General features: G+C 56.4%; 17 protein-coding genes and 5 pseudogenes. 12 read left to right on the top strand and 10 right to left on the bottom strand.

Features of this window, described 5'->3' with window-relative positions; genetic code table 11:
* Positions 1–105: 105 nt before the first annotated feature.
* A complete protein-coding gene (gene cyaY, locus GM30_RS01350; RefSeq protein WP_049847177.1) occupies positions 106–426 on the bottom strand; it encodes an iron donor protein CyaY in 321 nt (106 codons plus the stop codon).
* A gap of 137 nt (positions 427–563) precedes the next feature.
* On the opposite strand from cyaY, the gene lptM reads away from it, so the two are divergent.
* The 8 genes and pseudogenes from lptM to corA all read left to right on the top strand — a co-directional run bounded on the left by lptM (position 564) and on the right by corA (position 7407).
* Positions 564–767, top strand: coding sequence for an LPS translocon maturation chaperone LptM (lptM, locus tag GM30_RS01355; protein WP_049847178.1), 204 nt, complete (start codon positions 564–566; stop codon positions 765–767).
* A gap of 35 nt (positions 768–802) precedes the next feature.
* Positions 803–1627 carry a diaminopimelate epimerase gene (gene dapF / locus GM30_RS01360; RefSeq protein WP_049847179.1) on the top strand — a complete coding sequence of 275 codons (825 nt, stop codon included), beginning with the start codon at positions 803–805 and terminating at the stop codon, positions 1625–1627.
* Positions 1624–2331 (top strand): DUF484 domain-containing protein, encoded by a 708-nt coding sequence (locus tag GM30_RS01365; protein WP_049847180.1) that lies wholly within the window; start codon positions 1624–1626, stop codon positions 2329–2331. The genes dapF and GM30_RS01365 overlap by 4 nt, the downstream gene beginning before the upstream one ends.
* The gene (gene xerC, locus GM30_RS01370; RefSeq protein WP_049847181.1) at positions 2328–3230 is read left to right on the top strand and encodes a tyrosine recombinase XerC; all 903 of its coding nucleotides are present in this window, start codon (positions 2328–2330) and stop codon (positions 3228–3230) included. Before GM30_RS01365 ends, xerC begins: the two co-directional genes overlap by 4 nt.
* Positions 3230–3905, top strand: a pseudogene (gene yigB, locus GM30_RS01375) (5-amino-6-(5-phospho-D-ribitylamino)uracil phosphatase YigB). The gene xerC and the pseudogene yigB overlap by 1 nt, the downstream one beginning before the upstream one ends.
* An 84-nt stretch (positions 3906–3989) precedes the next feature.
* Positions 3990–6103 (top strand): annotated as a pseudogene (gene uvrD, locus GM30_RS01380) (DNA helicase II).
* A 148-nt stretch (positions 6104–6251) separates the two neighbouring features.
* Complete coding sequence (gene ysgD / locus GM30_RS27780; protein WP_420340995.1) at positions 6252–6308, top strand: YsgD/CorL family protein; 57 nt, start codon at positions 6252–6254, stop codon at positions 6306–6308.
* A 149-nt stretch (positions 6309–6457) separates the two neighbouring features.
* Positions 6458–7407 (top strand): annotated as a pseudogene (gene corA / locus GM30_RS25300) (magnesium/cobalt transporter CorA).
* A gap of 41 nt (positions 7408–7448) precedes the next feature.
* Here corA and rarD read toward each other — a convergent pair.
* Positions 7449–8345, bottom strand: a complete 897-nt coding sequence (gene rarD / locus GM30_RS01390; protein WP_049847182.1) for an EamA family transporter RarD — start codon at positions 8343–8345, stop codon at positions 7449–7451.
* 51 nt (positions 8346–8396) lie between these two features.
* Positions 8397–8864: an acyl-CoA thioesterase YigI gene (gene yigI / locus GM30_RS01395; RefSeq protein ID WP_049847183.1), complete on the bottom strand. Its 468-nt coding sequence runs from the start codon at positions 8862–8864 to the stop codon at positions 8397–8399.
* Positions 8865–9030: 166 nt separating this feature from the next.
* Between yigI and pldA the strand changes: the two genes are divergently transcribed.
* The 4 genes and pseudogenes from pldA to GM30_RS26910 form a co-directional block, all read left to right on the top strand.
* On the top strand, positions 9031–9900 hold the full coding sequence (gene pldA / locus GM30_RS01400) for a phospholipase A (protein ID WP_049847184.1): 870 nt from the start codon (positions 9031–9033) through the stop codon (positions 9898–9900).
* A gap of 67 nt (positions 9901–9967) precedes the next feature.
* Complete coding sequence (recQ, locus tag GM30_RS01405) at positions 9968–11746, top strand: ATP-dependent DNA helicase RecQ (RefSeq protein ID WP_049847185.1); 1779 nt, start codon at positions 9968–9970, stop codon at positions 11744–11746.
* 65 nt (positions 11747–11811) lie between these two features.
* Positions 11812–12432, top strand: a complete 621-nt coding sequence (gene rhtC / locus GM30_RS01410) for a threonine export protein RhtC (protein ID WP_049847186.1) — start codon at positions 11812–11814, stop codon at positions 12430–12432.
* A gap of 238 nt (positions 12433–12670) precedes the next feature.
* Positions 12671–12889, top strand: a pseudogene (locus GM30_RS26910) (type VI secretion system tip protein VgrG); the annotation flags it as partial.
* Here GM30_RS26910 and GM30_RS01415 read toward each other — a convergent pair.
* The 7 genes and pseudogenes from GM30_RS01415 to GM30_RS01440 all read right to left on the bottom strand — a co-directional run.
* A pseudogene (locus GM30_RS01415) lies at positions 12889–13467 on the bottom strand (GlgB N-terminal domain-containing protein); the annotation flags it as partial. The pseudogenes GM30_RS26910 and GM30_RS01415 sit on opposite strands and share 1 nt — an antisense overlap.
* Complete coding sequence (locus tag GM30_RS25890; protein ID WP_155483892.1) at positions 13407–13571, bottom strand: hypothetical protein; 165 nt, start codon at positions 13569–13571, stop codon at positions 13407–13409. The gene GM30_RS25890 and the pseudogene GM30_RS01415, both read right to left, overlap by 61 nt.
* Before the next feature lie 254 nt (positions 13572–13825).
* Positions 13826–14932 carry an aspartate-semialdehyde dehydrogenase gene (gene asd / locus GM30_RS01420; protein WP_049847187.1) on the bottom strand — a complete coding sequence of 369 codons (1107 nt, stop codon included), beginning with the start codon at positions 14930–14932 and terminating at the stop codon, positions 13826–13828.
* A gap of 236 nt (positions 14933–15168) precedes the next feature.
* Positions 15169–16509 carry a gluconate transporter gene (gntU, locus tag GM30_RS01425; RefSeq protein WP_049847188.1) on the bottom strand — a complete coding sequence of 447 codons (1341 nt, stop codon included), beginning with the start codon at positions 16507–16509 and terminating at the stop codon, positions 15169–15171.
* 3 nt (positions 16510–16512) lie between these two features.
* The gene (gntK, locus tag GM30_RS01430; protein ID WP_049847189.1) at positions 16513–17040 is read right to left on the bottom strand and encodes a gluconokinase; all 528 of its coding nucleotides are present in this window, start codon (positions 17038–17040) and stop codon (positions 16513–16515) included.
* A 138-nt stretch (positions 17041–17178) separates the two neighbouring features.
* Positions 17179–18174, bottom strand: a complete 996-nt coding sequence (gntR, locus tag GM30_RS01435; RefSeq protein WP_049847190.1) for a gluconate operon transcriptional repressor GntR — start codon at positions 18172–18174, stop codon at positions 17179–17181.
* 93 nt (positions 18175–18267) lie between these two features.
* Entirely contained in the window at positions 18268–18963 is a 696-nt protein-coding gene (locus GM30_RS01440) for a pirin family protein (protein WP_049847191.1), read from the bottom strand.
* Positions 18964–18976: the final 13 nt, after the last annotated feature.

Genomic DNA, 18976 nt, shown 5'->3' on the forward strand with positions numbered 1-18976 from the left:
CGCGCGCAGGTCATTCCGTTCCGCACCCAGGCGATTGGCACGGCCGCCGCGATCGATCAGGACAACACGGCGCCGTTACTGCAGCAGTATTTTTCGTAGTTTCGCTTAGCGGAAACTCACCGCTTCGCCCGCCTGCTGCGTGGCAGCCTGCTCGAGCAGATCCCAGAACGTTTCGCCGCTGCGATCACACACCCACTCATCCCCTTTCAGGTCAAAGTGATAGCCGCCCTGTTTGGTCGCCAGCCAGACCTGGTGCAACGGCTCCTGGCGGTTAATAATAATTTTGCTGCCGTTTTCGAAAGAGAGCGTCAGTACGCCACCGTTAATTTCACAGTCGATATCGCTGTCGCCGTCCCAGTCGTCAAGACGTTCTTCGATGGTCAGCCACAGGGTGTCAGCAAGGCGATGAAATTCACTGTCGTTCATTTTTGTTTCCCATTTTCGCGTGATGGCGGCAGTATAACGCGAAACATAATGCGTTGCAGTTAGGCGCTAAACGCTTGCTTTTACGTCTTCTCCTGCGATGATAGAAAACAGAAAGTTTGAACTACAGGCATCTTAGAATGAAAAACGTTTACCGAACGCTCGCCGTACTACTGACGATGTTCAGTCTGACCGGCTGTGGACTGAAAGGGCCACTTTATTTCCCGCCGGCAGATAAAACTGCACCGCCGCCGACCAAACCGGTTGATAGCACGATTCAGAGTTCTACGCCGGATCGTAACGATCGTGGCGACAACGGCGGCCCGACTCAGGTGAATTACTGACGGTTCCGTTCTCAATCCCGTGAATGGAGTAAATGATGCAGTTCTCTAAAATGCACGGTCTGGGCAACGACTTCATGGTCGTCGACGCGGTAACGCAGAATGTGTTTTTTTCTCCTGAGCTGATCCGGCGTTTATCGGATCGGCATCTCGGCGTGGGTTTCGATCAGTTGCTGATCGTCGAACCGCCGTACGATCCGGAGCTGGATTTTCACTACCGTATTTTCAACGCTGATGGCAGCGAAGTGTCGCAGTGCGGCAACGGTGCGCGCTGCTTCGCGCGTTTCGTGCGCCTGAAAGGGCTGACGAACAAACGTGATATTCGCGTCAGTACGGCGAACGGTCGTATGGTATTAAGCGTAACAGATGACGATCTGGTTCGGGTGAACATGGGAGAGCCCAACTTTGAGCCGTCGCAGGTGCCGTTTCGCGCGAACAAAGCGGAAAAGACCTATATTATGCGGGCGGCCGAGCAAACCATACTGTGCGGCGTGGTGTCGATGGGAAATCCGCACTGCGTGATTCAGGTCGATGACGTCGACACGGCGACCGTCGAAACGCTGGGACCGGTGATGGAGAGCCATGAGCGTTTTCCCGAACGCGCCAACATCGGCTTTATGCAGGTGGTTACGCGTGAGCACATTCGCCTGCGCGTGTATGAACGCGGCGCGGGGGAAACGCAGGCCTGCGGGAGCGGCGCGTGCGCGGCCGTCGCTGTCGGTATTCAGCAAGGTTTGCTGGCGGAAGAGGTACGCGTGGAATTACCAGGCGGGCGACTCGATATCGCCTGGAAAGGTCCGGGTCAACCGTTGTTTATGACTGGCCCGGCGGCACATGTCTACGACGGATTTATTCACTTATGAAACACGTCGGGGAAGAACAGCAGGATGTCGTCACGTCGCTGGACGATCGCGCCGTCGTGGAGTACCTGCTGCAACATCCTGAATTTTTTATCCGCAATGCGCAGAGCGTCGAGCAGATGCGGGTGCCTCATCCGGTTCGCGGCACCATCTCGCTGGTGGAATGGCATATGGCGCGGGCGCGTCACCACATCAGCACGCTGGAAGAAAATATTTCGCTGTTAATGGCGCAGGCGACAACAAACGAAAGCCTGTTCTATCGCCTGCTGCATCTGCAAACCCGGCTGGCGTCTGCCGAAAGTCTGGACGATATGCTGATGCGTTTTCATCGCTGGGCGCGGGATCTGGGTCTTGCGGGCGCGACCGTTCGTCTGTTTCCCGACCGCTGGCGCATTGGTGCGCCGACCAGCGCGACGCATCTGGCGTTATCCCGCCAGGCGTTTGAACCGCTGCGTATCCAGCGGCTCGGCCATCAGCGCCACTACCTCGGCTCGCTGAACGGACCGGAACTGCTGGTGGTCTTACCGGACGCGAAAGCGATCGGTTCTGTCGCCATGTCGATGCTCGGCAGCGACAGCGATCTGGGCGTCATCCTCTTTAGCAGCCGCGATGTGCATCATTACCAGCAGGGGCAAGGCACGCAACTGTTGCAGGAAATTGCGCTGATGCTGCCTGGGTTGCTGGAGCGCTGGATTGAGCGCGTATGACCGACGCTTCAATGCACGACGCCGTCGAACGCTTCCTTCGCTATCTGGGCGTTGAGCGTCAGCTCAGCCCCATCACCTTACGCAATTACCGGCGTCAGCTTGATGCCATCATCCAGATAGCCAGCGATACGGGCATCTCGGGCTGGCAACAATGTGATGTCGCCGTGGTGCGCAATTTTGCGGTCCGCAGTCGGCGTAAAGGGCTCGGCCCGGCAAGCCTGGCGCTGCGGCTGTCGGCGCTGCGCAGTTTCTTTGACTGGATGGTGTGGCAGGGCGAGCTGAACGCCAACCCGGCGAAAGCGGTTTCCGCACCTAAAGCGCCGCGGCATTTGCCGAAAAATATCGATGTGGATGATGTTAACCGGCTGCTGGATATCGATCTCAACGACCCGCTGGCGATACGCGACCGCGCGATGCTGGAAATCATGTACGGCGCCGGGCTGCGTCTGTCTGAGCTGGTGAATCTGGATATCAACAGTCTTGATCTTTCCACCGGCGAAGTGTGGGTGATCGGGAAAGGCAGCAAAGAGCGCCGCTTACCCATCGGCCGCAGCGCCGTAACGTGGATTGAGCACTGGCTCGATCTGCGCGGCCTGTTTGGCGGCGATGACGATGCGCTGTTTTTATCGAAGCACGGCAAGCGAATTTCGGCGCGTAACGTGCAGAAGCGTTTTGCCGAGTGGGGCATCAAGCAGGGGCTGAACAGCCATGTGCATCCGCATAAGCTCCGTCACTCGTTTGCCACCCACATGCTGGAGTCGAGTGGCGATCTACGTGGCGTGCAGGAGCTGCTGGGTCACGCTAATCTGGCCACCACTCAAATCTATACCCATCTTGATTTTCAACACCTTGCCTCGGTGTACGATGCGGCGCATCCACGCGCCAAACGGGGGAAATAATGCGTTTTTACCGCCCATTAGGTCAGATCTCCGCGCTGACGTTTGACCTGGACGATACCCTTTACGATAACCGTCAGGTGATCCTCAAAACGGAACAGGAATCGCTGGCGTTTCTGCGAAATTATCACCCTGCGCTCAGCCGTTTTGAGAGCAGCGACTTTATGCAACTGCGCCATGCGTTGCGTAAAACCGAACCCGATATTTACCACGATGTCACCGAATGGCGCCGCCGTGCCGTGGAACAGGCAATGCTGCAGGCGGGCCTGAGCGCGGAAGAGGCGTCGGTTGGCGCGACGGCAGCGATGGTCAATTTCGCCAAATGGCGTAGCCGTGTTGATGTTCCGCAGGAGACGCACGACACGCTGGCCGCACTGGCAGGCGGAGCTGTTTGGGCTGAGTGATTACTTCCAGTTTGTGCTGCGCGCAGGCCCTGACGGTCGCTCTAAACCCTTTGCCGATATGTATCATCTGGCGGCGGAACGTCTGAACGTGCCGATCGGCGAGATCCTGCACGTTGGCGACGACCTGACAACCGACGTCGCGGGATCGATCCGCTGCGGCATGCAGGCCTGCTGGATCAACCTGTTCGAAGGCTCGCTGATGCAAATCAACGACAGCCGCCTGTTGCCGCACATCGAAATTTCCCGGTTGGCATCCCTCACGACGCTGATATAATCACCAGCAGTTCTGTATAAATTCCCAGGGTTTTGACGGATGGCGCTACGCTTTCCGTCCCCGACACATATTCCGGCGGTGCCAATGGACGTTTCTTACCTGCTCGACAGCCTCAATGATAAACAGCGTGAAGCCGTGGCGGCGCCGCGCACCAATATGCTGGTGCTGGCGGGGGCGGGCAGTGGTAAGACGCGCGTGCTGGTGCACCGTATCGCCTGGCTGCTGAGCGTGGAAAACAGCTCGCCGTATTCCATTATGGCGGTGACGTTTACCAACAAAGCGGCGGCGGAAATGCGCCATCGTATTTCGCAACTGATGGGCACCTCGCAGGGCGGCATGTGGGTCGGCACCTTCCACGGGCTGGCGCACCGCCTGCTGCGTGCGCACCATCTGGACGCTAACCTGCCGCAGGATTTTCAGATCCTCGACAGCGAAGATCAGCTGCGTCTGCTGAAGCGTCTGATCAAAGCCATGAATCTCGACGAAAAGCAGTGGCCGCCGCGTCAGGCGATGTGGTACATCAACGGCCAGAAAGACGAAGGGATACGCCCGCACCATATTCAGAGCTACGGCAACCCGATTGAACAGACCTGGCAGAAGGTGTATCAGGCCTATCAGGAAGCCTGCGACCGCGCGGGTCTGGTGGATTTTGCCGAGCTGCTGCTGCGCGCCCATGAGCTGTGGCTCAACAAGCCGCATATCCTGCAGCACTACCGTGAGCGCTTTACCAATATCCTGGTTGACGAATTCCAGGACACCAACAATATCCAGTACGCGTGGATCCGCCTGCTGGCGGGCGATACCGGCAAAGTGATGATCGTCGGCGATGACGATCAGTCGATCTACGGCTGGCGCGGCGCGCAGGTGGAAAACATTCAGCGTTTCCTCAATGATTTCCCCGGTGCGGAAACCATCCGCCTTGAGCAGAACTACCGGTCGACCAGCAATATTCTCAGCGCGGCGAACGCCCTGATCGAAAACAACGACGGTCGCCTCGGTAAAAAGCTGTGGACCGACGGGGTCGACGGCGAACCCATTTCTCTCTATTGCGCGTTCAACGAACTGGACGAAGCGCGCTTTGTGGTCAACCGTATCAAAACCTGGCAGGACAACGGCGGTGCGCTGGAACAGTGCGCCATTCTCTATCGCAGCAACGCCCAGTCGCGTGTGCTGGAAGAGGCGTTACTGCAGGCGAGTATGCCGTACCGCATTTATGGCGGGGTGGGGGNGCCAACCGTAATGACGACGCCGCGTTTGAACGCGTGGTGAATACGCCGACGCGCGGCATCGGCGATCGTACGCTGGACGTGGTGCGTCAGGCTTCACGCGATCGCCAGTTGACGCTATGGCAGGCTTGCCGCGAGCTGCTGCAGGAAAAAGCCCTCGCCGGGCGCGCCGCCAGTGCGTTGCAGCGTTTTCTTGAACTGATCGACGCGCTGGCCCAGGAAACCGCTGACATGCCGCTGCACGTTCAGACCGACCGGGTTATCAAAGACTCGGGCCTGCGGATGATGTACGAGCAGGAAAAAGGCGAGAAGGGCCAGACGCGTATCGAAAACTTAGAGGAACTGGTGACGGCAACGCGTCAGTTCAGCTATCAGGATGAAGATGAAGATCTGCTGCCGTTGCAGGCATTTCTGTCTCACGCCGCGCTTGAAGCGGGCGAAGGGCAGGCGGATACCTGGCAGGATGCGGTGCAACTGATGACGCTCCACTCGGCGAAAGGGCTGGAATTCCCGCAGGTGTTTATCGTCGGCATGGAAGAAGGGATGTTCCCGAGCCAGATGTCGCTGGATGAGGGCGGTCGTCTGGAAGAGGAACGCCGTCTGGCCTACGTGGGCGTGACCCGCGCGATGCAAAAACTGACGCTGACCTACGCCGAAACGCGCCGTCTGTACGGCAAAGAGGTCTATCATCGTCCGTCACGGTTTATCGGTGAATTGCCTGAAGCCTGCGTTGAGGAAGTTCGTTTACGCGCGACGGTGAGCCGCCCGGTCAGCCATCAGCGTCTGGGGACGCCAGTGACGGAGAGCGATTCCGGCTACAAGCTGGGCCAGCGCGTACGTCACGCGAAGTTTGGCGAAGGCACCATCGTCAACCTGGAAGGCAGCGGCGAACACAGCCGTTTGCAGGTGGCGTTCCAGGGGCAGGGCATAAAATGGCTGGTCGCCGCTTACGCGCGTCTTGAAGCCGTGTAACATTCAGAAAAATATCATTTTTTTGTAATAATCTGCTAGCCTTATAGGCCAGAGGGGAATTAAAACTCTCTGGCGTTTCGTTGTCTGTTGACGCTGCATTTATGCTGGCGTAACATGCGCGCACGATTACGCTAAGAGGACATTCGCCTTGGACACACCCAGTAGATGCTGGCTCATTTTCCTGTCATTCAGGAACAACTCCTAAGGCTATCCTCACATGCTGATAGCCTTAGCGGTTGTCAGCGACCTGTCTCTATCCCGTCGCGCTGAGTCAGACTTAATGGTCTGAAACCCAATTTGTTTCTGTGTGCCCACCGAACTGTCCGATAATATTTTGCATTGGGAGTCCCGGTCATGCTGAGCGCATTTCAACTGGAAAATAACCGCTTATCGCGTCTTGAGGCGGATGAGATCAAACACCTGGCCAGTTCAGTGTGGGTGGATCTCGTCGAGCCGGACGACGAAGAGCGAAGCCGTGTGCAAACGGAATTGGGCCAGAATCTGGCAACACGCCCTGAACTGGAAGACATTGAAGCCTCCGCGCGTTTCTTTGAAGACGAAGACGGATTGCACATTCACTCATTTTTCTTTTTTGAAGATGCGGAAGACCACGCCGGTAACTCCACCGTCGCATTTACCATTCGCGAAGGGCGTCTGTTCACGCTGCGCGAACGCGAACTACCGGCGTTTCGTCTCTACCGTATGCGCGCCCGTAGCCAGGAAATGGTCGACGGCAACGCCTATGAACTGCTGCTGGATCTGTTCGAAACCAAAATCGAACAGCTGGCGGATGAAATTGAAAACATCTACAGCGATCTGGAAAAGCTGAGCCGTGTCATCATGGAAGGTCATCAGGGTGATGAATATGACGAGCCGCTTTCTACGCTGGCGGAACTGGAAGATATCGGCTGGGAGGGGGGGGCGGGTNNATGGATACCCAGCGCGCGCTGAACTTTCTGGTGCGTAAAGCGCGCTTACCGGCGGGTCAACTGGAGCAGGCGCGCGAGATCCTGCGAGATATCGAATCCCTGTTGCCGCACAACGAATCATTGTTCCAGAAGGTGAACTTCCTGATGCAGGCGGCGATGGGTTTTATCAACATCGAGCAGAACCGCATCATCAAGATCTTCTCTGTGGTATCCGTGGTGTTCCTGCCGCCGACGCTGGTGGCTTCGAGCTATGGGATGAACTTTGAATTTATGCCGGAACTGAAGTGGAGCTTTGGCTACCCTGGCGCGATTATCTTTATGATCCTCGCCGGGCTGGCGCCGTACCTTTATTTCAAACGCAAGAACTGGCTCTGATCGTTTCCCCTCTCCCGCGCCGGGAGAGGGCTTCACGCGTTTTATAATCCTTTCTTCACCCTGCGCTGGGTGTACACCGCATCCATCACAAAGATCGCCAGCGCGACCCAGATAAACGCAAACGTCACCATTTTGTCTGCGCCCGGCGTTTCGCCATAGAACACCACCGCCAGCAGAAACATCAGCGTCGGGCCAATGTACTGGAAGAAGCCGAGCGTGGAGAGACGCAGACGCGTTGCGGCACCGGTAAAGCACAGCAGCGGAATGGTGGTCACGACGCCTGCGGCCATCAGCAGCAGATTAAGCGACATCGTGTTTTGCCCCATATGGCTGGTGGCGCTATCGGCGATGCCAAACAGATAGACAGCCGCGACCGGCAACAACCACAGCGTTTCAACCAGCATGCCGGTTTGTGCATCCACCGCGATTTTCTTGCGCACCAGACCGTAAAAGGCAAAGCTGAACGCCAGCCCGAGGGCGATGATCGGCAGCGAACCAAAGGTCCATAGCTGAACCAGTACGCCACAGACCGCCAGCGCGACGGCCACCCATTGCATCCGACGAAAACGTTCGCCGAGGAAAATCATCCCCAGCAGAATATTCACCAGCGGATTGATAAAGTAGCCGAGACTGGCTTCCAGCAGGTGATGATTATTCACCGCCCAAATGAACAGCAGCCAGTTTCCCCCGACCAGCACGGCCGACAGCGCCAACAGGAAAATCTTTTTTGGCGTTTGCAGGAGCCTTTTGACTTGCGGCCACTGACGGCTGATGCTGATCAGCGCCACCATGAAGAAAAATGACCAGATGACCCGATGCGTGAGGATTTCGTCAGCAGGAACGTAATAAATCAGTTTGAAGTAAGCTGGAGCGACACCCCAGATAAAATAAGCGGCGAGCGCAAGCAACACACCCAACCGCGTCTGTTTAGCATCCATCGGTTAAATTCCTTGCAAAAAAGTGAAGGGATTTTACCCGAAAAATGTGACTCAACCCACCATATACGTCGCCGTTGCGCTGGCGATGTACACCTGTTCTTCGTTGTGCAACTCCACGCGCGCCACGGCGACTTTGTTTCCTGCTCGCAGCAGGCTGCTGGTCGCGGTAAAGCGATTGCCGCGCCCCGGGCGCAGATAATCCACGCGCAAATCGATCGTCCCCATGCGCGACAAACGCTGGCGAAGCTCTTCTTCGCTGATGGTATCGTGACGCGTCAGCGTGCTTCCCACGCAGACCAGGCCCGCGGCGACATCCAGCGCGGAGGCAATCACGCCGCCGTGCAGAATGCTTTGCGCCCAGTTGCCCACCATCATGGGCTGATTGTTAAAACTCAGCTGCGCGAACTCTTTTTCGTAGCGCTCCAGCTCCAGGCCCAGCGCGCGGTTGAACGGCATGTGGTAGACAAAAATCTCGCCCACCATGTTGAGTACCGCTTCCGCAGTTAATTCAGCCGACATAACAGTCTTATCCGTTAGTTAATGAAATGTTGATTTTATGATTATCAATTGTTGATTTCCACTTTTAGAAAGGATATTCAGGCAAGCGTTGTGTCAGGTAAGTCTGTAGAATGAGCGGCAGAATAATAAACTGGCTAATAATCTGAGGTTCAGGAGAACAGAATCGATGCGTATTTTTCTGGGTTGGCTGCTGGCGATGGTCGGGCTGTCCTTTTCGGCCCTTGCGCAGGAAGCGACGATTAAAGAAGTCCATGATGCGCCTGCGGTACGCGGCAGTATTATCGCGAATCTGCTGCAGGAGCATGATAATCCTTTTACCCTCTATCCCTACGAGAGCAACTACCTGCTTTACACCTGGACCAGCGATCTGAACAAAGAGGCAATTCGTAGCTACAGCTGGTCTGAGAATGCGCGTAAAGACGAAGTGAAATTCCAGCTCAGCCTGGCATTCCCGCTGTGGCGCGGTATTCTGGGCGACAACTCCGTGCTGGGCGCGTCGTATACGCAGCGGTCATGGTGGCAGCTTTCCAACAGCAAAGAGTCTTCACCGTTTCGTGAAACCAACTATGAACCGCAGCTGTTTCTTGGTTTCGCGACCGATTATTCGTTGGCAGGCTGGACGTTGCGCGACGTGGAGTTTGGCTACAATCATGACTCCAACGGTCGTTCCGACCCGACCTCCCGTAGCTGGAATCGTCTCTATACGCGCCTGATGGCGCAGAACGGCAACTGGCTGGTGGAAGTGAAACCCTGGTACGTGGTGGGCAGCACCGACGATAATCCGGATATCGCTAAATACATGGGTTACTACCGCCTGAAAATCGGCTACCAGCTTGGCGACGCGGTGCTTAGCGCCCAGGGCCAGTACAACTGGAATACCGGCTATGGCGGCGCAGAAGTCGGTGTCAGTTATCCGATCACCCGGCATGTTCGTGTTTATACTCAGGTTTATAGCGGTTATGGCGAATCGTTGATCGATTACAACTTTAACCAGACGCGTGTCGGCGTCGGCGTTATGCTCAATGATCTGTTTTAAAACATTGCAGTTTCGCTCACAGGCGCTGAAAATAGCGCCTGTTTTGATTTAGAGGAATGAGGTCACGGTGGCACAGGCGGAAGTACTCAATCAGGAATCACTGGCGAAGCAGGTTTTGCAGGAAACCTTCGGCTACCAGCAGTTCCGCCCGGGCCAGGAAGCGATCATCAATACGGTGCTGGAAGGGCGCGACTGCCTGGTCGTGATGCCGACGGGCGGCGGAAAATCGCTCTGTTACCAGATCCCGGCGCTGGTGCTTGATGGGTTGACGGTGGTCGTATCACCGCTGATTTCGCTGATGAAAGATCAGGTCGATCAGTTGCTGGCAAACGGCGTGGCGGCTGCATGCCTTAACTCCACGCAAAGCCGCGAGCAGCAACTTGAGGTGATGGCGGGGCGCCGGACNTTCCTCGACAACCTCAGCCACTGGAATCCGGTGATGCTGGCGGTGGACGAAGCGCACTGTATTTCGCAATGGGGCCATGATTTCCGCCCGGAATATGCGGCGCTGGGGCAACTGCGTCAGCGTTTCCCTGCCGTGCCGTTTATGGCGCTGACGGCGACCGCCGACGATACCACTCGTCTCGATATCGTTCGCCTTTTGGGGCTGAACGATCCGCTCATTCAGATCAGCAGTTTTGACCGCCCGAACATCCGCTACATGCTGATGGAAAAATTCAAACCGCTCGATCAGCTGATGCGCTACGTGCAGGAGCAGCGCGGTAAATCCGGCATTATTTATTGCAACAGCCGGGCGAAAGTTGAAGATACCGCCGCGCGTCTGCAAAGCCGCGGCATCAGTGCCGGGGCGTATCACGCGGGGCTGGAAAACCACATTCGCGCCGACGTGCAGGATAAATTCCAGCGCGACGATTTGCAAATCGTAGTGGCGACGGTGGCGTTCGGGATGGGCATTAACAAACCCAACGTGCGCTTTGTGGTGCATTTTGACATCCCGCGCAATATCGAATCCTACTATCAGGAAACCGGCCGCGCCGGGCGTGACGGCCTGCCTGCTGAGGCGATGCTGTTTTACGATCCGGCCGATATGGCGTGGCTGCGCCGTTGCCTGGAAGAAAAACCCGCCGGGCAACTGCAGGATATCGAACGTCACAAACTCAACGCGATGGGCGCCTTTGCCGAAGCGCAAACCTGTCGTCGTCTGGTGCTGCTCAACTATTTCGGTGAAGGGCGGCAGGAGCCGTGCGGCAACTGCGATATCTGCCTCGATCCGCCGAAGCAATACGATGGCGTGATCGATGCGCAAATCGCGCTTTCCACCATTGGCCGGGTCAATCAGCGCTTCGGGATGGGCTACGTGGTCGAAGTCATTCGTGGCGCCAATAATCAGCGCATCCGCGAGTTTGGGCACGATAAGCTCAAGGTGTACGGCATGGGGCGGGAAAAGAGCCACGAACACTGGGTCAGCGTGATTCGCCAGCTGATCCACTTAGGGTTCATCACGCAGAATATCGCCCAACATTCCGCCTTGCAGTTGACCGATGCCGCGCGCCCGCTGTTGCGTGGTGAAGCGCCGCTGCAGCTCGCTGTACCGCGTATTATTGCCCTGAAACCACGCGTGATGCAGAAAGCGGCGGTGGGCAATTACGATCGTAAACTGTTCGCCAAACTGCGCAAGCTGCGTAAAGCTATCGCCGATGAAGAGAACATCCCGCCCTACGTGGTGTTTAACGATGCCACACTGATTGAAATGGCCGAACAAATGCCGCTGTCGCCGGGCGACATGCTGAGCGTCAACGGTGTGGGGATGCGCAAGCTCGAGCGTTTTGGTAAAGAGTTCATGGCGCTGATTCGCTCGCATGTGGATGGTGACGACGAGATGTAGTCAAGGCGAGAAAAAAGTGCCAGTATGGTTACTCGCTGAACTATTTCCTCCATGAGTAAACGCCTATGTTAATGCTCTTTCTCACCGTGGCCCTGGTGCATATCATCGCGCTGATGAGCCCGGGACCGGACTTTTTCTTCGTCTCGCAAACGGCAGTCAGCCGCTCACGCAAAGAAGCCATGATGGGCGTGCTGGGGATCACCGCAGGCGTTATGGTGTGGGCGGGCGTCGCGCTGCTGGGTCTGCATTTAATCCTGCAAAAAATGGCGTGGCTGCATAACATCATTATGGTGGGTGGTGGCCTTTATCTCTGCTGGATGGGCTACCAGATGCTGCGTGGTGCACTGAAAAAAGAAGTCAGTGCTGCTCCTGCACCGCAGGTGGAATTAGCCCGTAGCGGTCGCAGTTTCCTTAAAGGGCTGCTAACCAACCTCGCCAATCCTAAAGCGATTATCTATTTCGGCTCGGTGTTCTCACTGTTTGTTGGCGACAACATCGGCGGAGCCGCGCGCTGGGGCATTTTCCTGCTGATTATCGTAGAAACCTTCGCCTGGTTTACCCTCGTCGCCAGCCTGTTTGCGCTCCCGGCGATGCGCCGTGGCTACCAGCGCATGGCGAAATGGATCGACGGCGTTGCCGGAACGCTTTTTGCCGCCTTTGGTCTTCATTTGATTCTTTCCCGCTGATTTTCGCTTCATATAAGGCAGGTAAATATCTGCCTTATATCTGTTCCCCGTTCTTATCAGTTCTCAGTCCGAAACCGGTTTTCGGCACGCTCAAACTATCCCTTCGTGATCCTGATCACTGTCCGTGTCCGTTTCACATGCCAGCATTTGCCAATTGTTTGTAACTTATTGTTTTAATTCATGTAATCTATGCATTGTTTTCCCGTGTTGATGCCATGAATATCTCAGGGATGCCGGTATGTCACGACAGGGATTACGCTTCACACTGGATATCGACGGGCAGAGGCCGGACACCTTCGCCGTGGTCCGTTTCCGCCTTTCACAGGGATTATCCACCCCGTTTGTACTGGAAGCGGAGGTCGCCAGCGGCGTCTTCCGCCAGACTGCGGATGCCCTGCTGGAGAAGACCGCCGTCCTGACCGTCTGGCAGGGCGTGGAGGCGCTGCGCCGGGTCACTGCGCCGGGCACAAACAGTTCCCAGATGCCGGATTCGCGGCGCAAGCGCATCGGGTGACGGCGGCCGTCCCAGTAGTTGAACTGCCCAACGACAGACACGCGGTGCGCATTCGGTGCCCAGACGGAGAACCGGGTGCCGGTGACGCCGTCCATGGTATCGGCATGCGCGCCGAGCGTTTCGTACGGGCGCAGGTGCGTGCCTTCTGACAGCAGCCAGGCGTCCATCTCCTGCAGCAGGGGGCCGAATCGATAAGGATCGTCAATCAGATTCTGTTGACCGTGCCAGGTGACGGCGAGTTGATAACGAAATGGGTTTTTCCTGCGGGGTAAGATACCCCAAAAAAAGCCGCGTGAATCGAGGCATTCGAGCTTACCGACTTTGCGCCCGGTTTTGGGTTCGATCACCCAGACGTCGGTCGCGTCGGGTAAAAGTGCGCGGACTTCCAGTCCATCGTCAGTACGATGCATGCCAAGAATTGAAAAAGGGTCGGCAAAATGACCGGCAAACAACGCATTGATCACGTCTCTATACCGAGCGTTTCGTACGGGCGCAGGTGCGTGCCTTCTGACAGCAGCCAGGCGTCCATCTCCTGCAGCACGGGGCCGAATCGATAAGGATCGTCAATCAGATTCTGTTGACCGTGCCAGGTGACGGCGAGTTGATAACCGATACGATCAGACATGGTTTTCTATCCTGTTTTTTGAGTGTCACCCTCTTCCACAACTGTGGTGACATTTTTGACCTGAACGGTGCAGCTTGTTGACTATGCATCTTCCCTGCTCCGCCCTACCCTCAGCTAAGGTTGAAATACATTACCTTGCTTAAAGCATAGCCAACGCTTTATATGGCTCCCGAGAAAAAATAAAACATCTGCGCGTCCTCCTTGTATTACGCAAAAAAAGGGGTGTCAGCGCACCCCTAAGTCATTAAAAATTATTACGCGAGCTGTCGCAGCATACGGCGCAACGGCTCAGCGGCGCCCCATAGCAGTTGATCGCCAACCGTGAAGGCGGCAAGATACTCCGGCCCCATGTTCAGCTTACGCAGACGGCCTACTGGCGTGGTTAAGGTGCCGGTCACCGCCGCCGGGGTCAGCTCGCGCATAGTGATTTCACGGTCGTTCGGCACCACTTTTGCCCACGGATTGTGCGCCGCCAGCATCTCTTCAATGGTTGCCACCGACACATCTTTTTTCAGTTTCAGGGTAAATGCCTGGCTGTGGCAGCGCAGCGCGCCAACGCGCACGCACAGGCCGTCTACCGGAATGGTGTGCTGCGTACCGAGGATTTTGTTGGTCTCGGCCTGGCCTTTCCACTCTTCGCGGCTCTGGCCGTTGTCGAGCTGTTTGTCGATCCACGGGATCAGGCTGCCTGCCAGCGGTACGCCGAAGTTGTCGACCGGCAGTTCGCCGCTGCGGGTCAGACCGGTGACTTTACGTTCGATGTCGAGGATGGCGGACGCCGGGTCTGCCAGTTCATCCGCCACGTAGTTGTGTAACTGGCCCATCTGGGTCAGCAGTTCGCGCATATGACGCGCGCCGCCGCCGGACGCGGCCTGATAAGTCGCCACCGACACCCACTCAATCAAATCCTGTGCGAACAGACCACCAAGCGACATCAGCATCAGGCTGACGGTGCAGTTGCCGCCAACGAAAGTTTTGACGCCGTTGTTCAGTGCATCGGTAATCACGCCCTGGTTCACCGGGTCAAGAATGATGATGGCATCGTCTTTCATGCGCAGCGAGGACGCCGCGTCAATCCAGTACCCCTGCCAGCCGCTTTCACGCAGCTTAGGGAAAATCTCGTTGGTGTAATCGCCGCCCTGGCAGGTCACAATGATATCGAGCGCCTTCAGTGCTTCCAGGTTGTAAGCGTCCTGAAGCTTGCTCCCGACCTCTTTACCAAAACCGGGCGCATCCTGCCCGTGCTGAGAGGTGGAGAAAAAAACCGGGCGGATGGCGTCGAAGTCGTGCTCTTCTACCATGCGTTGCATGAGAACAGAGCCGACCATACCGCGCCAGCCGATGAAGCCAACATTTTTCATAGCGTTTTTCCTGCAGAGGTGTGTGCTGTTGTGCGTGTGCGTTTTATCGTTGAACTGCGACCCCTATCACATTACAAAATGCTACCAAAGTCGCAAGTGAAAATAATCAATGATCCCCTCAGTATCAGAAATTTTGCCGATAATTAAGGCACGTTTTTTGAGCAATTTGTTGCAGGGAGAGGAGGGAAGAGAAAAGGCGTACCCGGCAACGCGATGGTCACCGGGCAGAAGTGCGGTTAGCTCAGCAGCGAGAAGGCAATCATACCGATGATTGCGCCGGTGGTGCCGAGGATGGTTTCCATCAGCGTCCAGGTTTTCAGCGTCTGCGCTTCGGTGGCGCCAGTGAATTTACCGTACAACCAGAAACCGGCGTCGTTGACGTGGCTGACCACAATCGAGCCGCCCGCGATACAGATAGAGAGAGCCGCCATCTGCGCGCCGCTGAAGTGCAACGGTTCGATGACCGGCATCACCAGCCCCACCGCCGTCAGACAGGCCACGGTAGCCGAACCCTGAATGATGCGCACCGCCGCTGCCAGCACAAAGCAGGTGATGGCGATCGGCAGTCCCATGCCGGTCAGCGCTTCACCGAGCGCCGGGCCCACGCCGGAGTCCACCAGCACCTGTTTGAACACGCCGCCCGCACCGATCACCAGCAGGATAATGCCCGCCGGTTGCAGCGCATGACCGCAGATTTCCATCACTTTGTCTTTCGGCATCCCCTGGCGCATCGCCAGACCGTAAATGGCGACCAGACAGGCCACCAGAATCGCGGTAAACGGATGACCGACAAACTCAAACCACTGATACGCCGTTGAGCCCGGCTCAACAAAACGCGCGGCGATGGTTTTCAGCCCCACCAGCACCAGCGGCAGCAGGATCAGCGCCAGGCTGAAGCCGAAAGAGGGCATTTTCCCTTCGCCGAGATGCGGTTCGGTGACGTCATCAGGAATGTGCAGTTCGACGTAGCGACCAATGAAATTACCGAACAGCGGGCCGGCGATAATCATGCCCGGGATCGCCGCACACAGGCCGATGAGGATCATCCAGCCAAAGTCCGCGTGCATCTGCGAGGCCAGCAGCATTGGCGCCGGGCCAGGCAGCAGAAACGCGGCGGCAGCGGCCACGCCAGCAAACAGCGGGATCACCAGCTTCACCAGGTTGGTGCCGGTGTGACGCGCCATCGAAAACGCCACGCTAATCAGCAGCACGATCGCCACTTCGAAAAACAGCGGCAACGCGCAAATCAGCCCCGCCAGACCAATCGCATAGTGCGCGCGGCTGTGGCCAAACGATTTCAGCATGTTGACGGCAATCTGATCGACCGCACCGGTTTCATGCAGGATCTTGCCAAACATGGCTCCCAGCGCGACAACAATCGCCAGGAAACCCAGCGTGCCTCCCATCCCTTTTTCCATGGTGGCCGCGATTTTGTCGAGCGGCATACCGGAAAAGAGACCTGCACCAATAGAAACCACCATCAATGCCACAAAAGCATGCATACGCGCTTTCATGACCAAAAACAGCAGCAGCAAAACCGAGCCGACTGCTGTTAAAACTAACGTCAATGTACTCACTACTTACTGCCTTTTGTTAATCACCTCAATGGTGCTGGCGACCACGCCGTCCAGTGGCTGATCGATATCCACCACTAATACATCGCTTTCGTCAGCGCCCGGTTCCTGCAGCGTTTCAAACTGCGTAACCAGCATCTGCGTTTTGAAGAAATGGCCTTTACGCGCTTTCAGACGGCTTTCAATGACGTCGAAATCGCCTTTTAGGTAGATGAAGGAGAGGTTGGGGTTCCCGTCGCGCAGGATGTCGCGATAGGTTTTTTTCAGGGCGGAGCAGACGATCAGCGACACTTTGTTGGTGCGCTGCATGGCGAATGCGGCGTCGTTCAGCGCCTGCAGCCACGGTTTACGATCGTCATCATTCAGCGGCTCGCCGGATGACATTTTGTCAATGTTTTTGCGCGGATGCAGAAAGTCGCCATCAAGAAACGCGGCTTTCAGTTGATACGCCACTTCACTGGCGACAGCAGATTTGCCACTGCCGGAGACGCCCATCAGGACGTAGATATGGTTATCATGGTTAGTCGTGCTCATTGTGTCGCTCCCACAGCACAGTTAGGTGAATTGTTACGGGTAACAGTTATCGGTAACATTGTCCTGCGGGGTCAGAGCAGAAGCAATATCCATTCGTGCGGGATGTTTATAACTGTGAGCTACATCAACTTTGTCAGACTAAATGGATCCGCCTGGTGACAACGTGAAACCTAAATCTAACATCTTCGGTGTGACGTTCTCACCACGGATGCGAGCCAGCAGACGCTCGGCGCCAATCTGCCCCATCCGCTCACGCGGTGTCAGCACACTGGCAAGACGCGGTTCCATCACCTGACCGATATCGTGACCGTGAAAACCGGCAATCGCCATGTCATCAGGAATTTTCAGCCCCAGACGCTGGCATTCAAACGCCGCGCCCACCGCCAGGTCATCGTTGGTACAGAAGATGCCGTCCAGTTGCGGATACTCACGTCGCGCCTGGCGCATCAGCTCAATACCGGACGAGTATGACGACGACTGCTCCATCATCACGCTGTACGGCATTAACCCGGCATCGATCATGGCCTGCTCATACCCCTTCTGCTTGATGATAGTACGTTCATCAAGACGTGCACCGAGATAGGCGATATGCCGATGGCCACGGGCGATGATCGCCGCGGTCATCTGGCGTGCGGCTTCAAAGTTGTCGAACCCGACGGCGATATCCAGACAGGGAGATTTGCTGTCCATTAGTTCAACGACCGGGATCCCCGCAACTTCGATCATTTTCAGCGTGCGTGCCGTGTGGGTGCGTTCGGTGAGAATTAAACCATCGATATTCCAGGAGAGCATGGATTCCAGCCGCTCCTCTTCCATTTCCGGTTTATAGCCGTAGTGCGCCAGCATGGTCTGATAGCCGTGCGCATCTGTCACACTTTCGATCCCGCGTAGCACTTCAGCAAACACCTGGTTGGTCAGGGAGGGTAACAGGACGCCAACCGCACGGCTGGTGGCATTAGAGAGAATATCCGGTGCGCGGTTCGGGATATAACCCAGTTCATCGAGAGCGGCGGCAATCTTGCCACGCAACGCCACGGAAACCTGTTCCGGGTTACGCAAAAAACGGCTGACCGTCATTTTGGTCACGCCGACGCGATCTGCCACATCCTGAAGTACGGGTCTTTTCTTTTTCATCGTCCTGAGAGAAACCGGTTGAGAAACATTCCCTCAGTTTATCACGGAGATGACTCAACCTTCCCCTGGGAAAAGGGAAGGTTGAGATTTTATTTATACCGGCGGCAGATCAAACAGCAGAATTTCGCTGGCCTCATCGGCGTGAACCGAGATCGCCTGCTCATCCCAAATCGCCAGGCCATCGCTGGTGGTGGCTTTGGTGCCGTTAATGGTGACGTTGCCTTTCACCACCTGGATCCACACGCGGCGGTTGGCGGCAATCTGATGCACCGACTGTTCCTCTTTCGCCAGCGCCCAGCGATACAGTTCCATATCCTGATGCACTTTCAGGGAGCCATCACGCGCATCCGGCGACAGCACCAGCTGTTTGCCCTGCAGGGCGTCAAAGCGACGCTGCTCATAACGCGGCGTGATGCCGGTTTCTTCCGGAATGATCCAGATCTGATACAGGCGCAGACGCTCGGTTTCGCTCGGGTTGTACTCAGAGTGACGTACGCCGGTACCCGCGCTCATGATCTGGAACTCGCCCGCCGGAACCTGCTCTTTGTTGCCCATGCTGTCCTGATGCTCCACCGCGCCTTCCAGCACGTAGGTCAGGATTTCCATGTCTTTATGCGGATGGGTACCAAAACCCTGTCCGGCATCGATGACGTCGTCGTTAATCACCCGCAGCGCGGAGAAACCCATAAAGTTGGCGTCATAGTAGTTGGCAAAAGAGAAGGTGTGCCATGAGTCCAGCCAGCCATGATTTGCGTGGCCACGTTCGTTTGCTTTGCGTAAATAGATCATTGTGTTCACCCCG

The sequence above is a fragment of the Trabulsiella odontotermitis genome (genome assembly GCF_001188485.1).
Lineage (GTDB): Bacteria > Pseudomonadota > Gammaproteobacteria > Enterobacterales > Enterobacteriaceae > Trabulsiella > Trabulsiella odontotermitis_A.

Excerpts from the sequence above, each read along its gene's own strand:
- cyaY (WP_049847177.1), bottom strand. The coding sequence starts at position 426 with ATGAACGACAGTGAATTTCATCGCCTTGCTGACACCCTGTGGCTGACC.
- lptM (WP_049847178.1), top strand. The coding sequence starts at position 564 with ATGAAAAACGTTTACCGAACGCTCGCCGTACTACTGACGATGTTCAGT.
- dapF (WP_049847179.1), top strand. The coding sequence starts at position 803 with ATGCAGTTCTCTAAAATGCACGGTCTGGGCAACGACTTCATGGTCGTC.
- GM30_RS01365 (WP_049847180.1), top strand. The coding sequence starts at position 1,624 with ATGAAACACGTCGGGGAAGAACAGCAGGATGTCGTCACGTCGCTGGAC.
- xerC (WP_049847181.1), top strand. The coding sequence starts at position 2,328 with ATGACCGACGCTTCAATGCACGACGCCGTCGAACGCTTCCTTCGCTAT.
- rarD (WP_049847182.1), bottom strand. The coding sequence starts at position 8,345 with ATGGATGCTAAACAGACGCGGTTGGGTGTGTTGCTTGCGCTCGCCGCT.
- yigI (WP_049847183.1), bottom strand. The coding sequence starts at position 8,864 with ATGTCGGCTGAATTAACTGCGGAAGCGGTACTCAACATGGTGGGCGAG.
- pldA (WP_049847184.1), top strand. The coding sequence starts at position 9,031 with ATGCGTATTTTTCTGGGTTGGCTGCTGGCGATGGTCGGGCTGTCCTTT.
- rhtC (WP_049847186.1), top strand. The coding sequence starts at position 11,812 with ATGTTAATGCTCTTTCTCACCGTGGCCCTGGTGCATATCATCGCGCTG.
- GM30_RS25890 (WP_155483892.1), bottom strand. The coding sequence starts at position 13,571 with ATGTCTGATCGTATCGGTTATCAACTCGCCGTCACCTGGCACGGTCAA.
- asd (WP_049847187.1), bottom strand. The coding sequence starts at position 14,932 with ATGAAAAATGTTGGCTTCATCGGCTGGCGCGGTATGGTCGGCTCTGTT.
- gntK (WP_049847189.1), bottom strand. The coding sequence starts at position 17,040 with ATGAGCACGACTAACCATGATAACCATATCTACGTCCTGATGGGCGTC.
- gntR (WP_049847190.1), bottom strand. The coding sequence starts at position 18,174 with ATGAAAAAGAAAAGACCCGTACTTCAGGATGTGGCAGATCGCGTCGGC.
- GM30_RS01440 (WP_049847191.1), bottom strand. The coding sequence starts at position 18,963 with ATGATCTATTTACGCAAAGCAAACGAACGTGGCCACGCAAATCATGGC.